The organism is Pseudomonas frederiksbergensis, from assembly GCF_003732705.1.
Lineage (GTDB): Bacteria > Pseudomonadota > Gammaproteobacteria > Pseudomonadales > Pseudomonadaceae > Aquipseudomonas > Aquipseudomonas frederiksbergensis_F.
In genome coordinates, this window is the sequence record NZ_MOBR01000034.1 from 1 (window position 1) to 2,284 (window position 2,284).

Here is a 2,284-nt window from a genome sequence, read left to right on the forward strand (position 1 = left end):
GGTCCAGGCTGTGTGAAAACGCGCTAAATACCTCGAAAACTGAGAGGCGCGAGGATTGCCTGTGAAATCAGCGGGCGGAAGCGCGAATTACCTTAGTCAGCTACATAGACGTCCGTAATGCCGTTTGGGCCGCGTCAGCGGCCCAAACGGCTACTAACTGGCGAGCCAAGTGGCTGGATTTACGCCCTGATCGCCTCAAGCAGTCCTACAATGCCGAAGATGCTCATCATTCGTTTGAGGTTGTAGGCGAGTACATGAAGACTCATTTCGGTACTTACCCGCGGAAGTGTTTTGGTCAGGAAGTGGGTGGCTCCCATCCAATATTTGAGCGTTCCAAAAGGATGTTCAACGGTCTGTCGGCGGCGCCTCATCATCGTTGGATCATTTTCCAGCCGTACCTGCATCGCATCGATTACGGCTTCATGTTCCCAGCGCTTTACCCGGCGCTCCTTACCCGTCGTACATTGCTTGTGCATTGCGCAGGACTGGCAGCCCGAGAACCAATAACAGTGCAGTAGCATGCCGTCTTCCACCGAAGAATGCCGCCGGGTCAGTAACTGTCCCGCAGGGCATCGATACTCGTCCGATGCAGCAAGGTAGATGAAGTCCTGCTTACCAAATCGGCCTTCGGCTTTGCTGCCCGATGTGAGGGGTTTCGGTACGAAGGTAGTGATGCCGGCTTGCTCGCAAGCAAGGATTTCCAGACCTTTGTAATAGCCTCGGTCGGCCACCACCGTTAGCGACTCAGCCTCGATTTCTTCACGCGCTTGGTTCGCCATATTGCTCAGTTGCCCACGATCATTACCAACGTTGGTCACCTCATGGGCAACGATCAGATGGTGTTTGTCGTCGACAGCAGTTTGTACGTTGTAGCCAACCGTTCCGGTGCCTCGGCCGCTCGTAGCCATTGAGCGTGCATCTGGGTCTGTGAGGGAGATCTGCTGGTCTGGACTTTCGTGGAGCTGCGTCTCGATGTCCTTGAGTTTCTGCATCTGCTTTTTCAGTGTTTCTATCTTTTCTTTAAGCCGCTCTGCTTTGGCCTCGGCCACTTCGGGCGTTGCCCGATCCGCCGAATCCATCGCCGCCAGATATCGATCAATGCTCTGCTCGATCTGCTGCATGCGTGCCTTCACCTTGCCCTGAGTGAAGTTGCGGTCGCGATTATTGACGGCTTTGAATTTGCTGCCGTCGATGGCGATGATCGATTGGGAGAAGAGATTGAGGTTGCGACAAAGAACTACGAACTGGCGGCATACGCTGCGAATGGCTTTGCCGTTGTCTTTGCGAAAGTCGGCAATGGTTTTGAAGTCCGGAGCCAAGCGCCCCGTTAGCCACATTAACTCGACGTTGCGCTCGGCCTCACGCTCAAGCCGGCGGCTGGACTGAATCCGATTGAGATAGCCGTAGATATAGATCTTTAGCAAGACCGCTGGATGATAGGCCGGACGACCCGTTGCAGCAGGATCAACACCTTCAAACCCAAGTGCCCCCAAGTCGAGTTCATCGACGAAAACGTCGACCACTCGGACTGGATTTTCTTCGGTTACGTAATCGTCCAGGCACTCCGGCAGCAGAGTCACTTGCGTCCGGGCCTCGCCTTCAATGAATCGCTTCATGATCGCCCCCCGATACGATCTAGACGATCAGAAGCTTAGATCATCCTCGCTGTATTTCGGCTTTTGGCCTTAAAGCTAAGCTCGCTTTTCATCTGGATTGAGGACATTGCCGGTGGGGATTGGACATAAATTGGCGAGCTGGGGAACAATGGATTTACCCATGCAATTGACTGCCGCAAAGTATTTACGGCCGCTTGAATGGGACAACCTTGCGTGACATTCGCAACAATACTCGTCGTGGTATTGGCCATCAGGTTTGAAAAATAGTTTGGCCTCGTTGAGGTCGGTTATTAAAAATCCTTCAGATTTCAAAATTTGTTCAAAACGATCACGTAATGAAGAGAGGGCGGTGGGAAGGTGGGGATGACTGCGAAGCTCCTTCGGGTATGGGGTCGCACTCAGTAGATCCACCGTCGCGATAGGCTCCCCGGTTACTTTGAGCGCTTGCAACAGATGTGGGTGTACGTACGACAGACCGCTGGCAGCGTGATGCGCAATACTTTGACAGACACTACTGAGGCGGCGACGGGAAGGCATTCATTCTTCCTGATTTGGTTTGCGAGCTGCGTCGAGCTGCTGGATTCCTAGAGACCATATGGTGCCTCAAAACCTGGACAAATGCCCCCATGGCCGAATCGTTATAAAAATGTGTTTTCACACAGCCTGGG

At 53.2% G+C, this 2,284-nt stretch carries 2 protein-coding genes; both read right to left on the bottom strand.

Annotation, left to right across the window (positions count from 1 at the left end; translation table 11 throughout):
• Window positions 1–179: 179 nt before the first annotated feature.
• Window positions 180–1,616, bottom strand: a complete 1,437-nt coding sequence (locus BK667_RS25040) for an IS1182 family transposase (RefSeq protein ID WP_123509483.1) — start codon at window positions 1,614–1,616, stop codon at window positions 180–182.
• Between the two features lie 75 nt (window positions 1,617–1,691).
• On the bottom strand, window positions 1,692–2,153 hold the full coding sequence (locus tag BK667_RS33130; RefSeq protein WP_148058605.1) for a hypothetical protein: 462 nt from the start codon (window positions 2,151–2,153) through the stop codon (window positions 1,692–1,694).
• Window positions 2,154–2,284 lie beyond the last annotated feature (131 nt).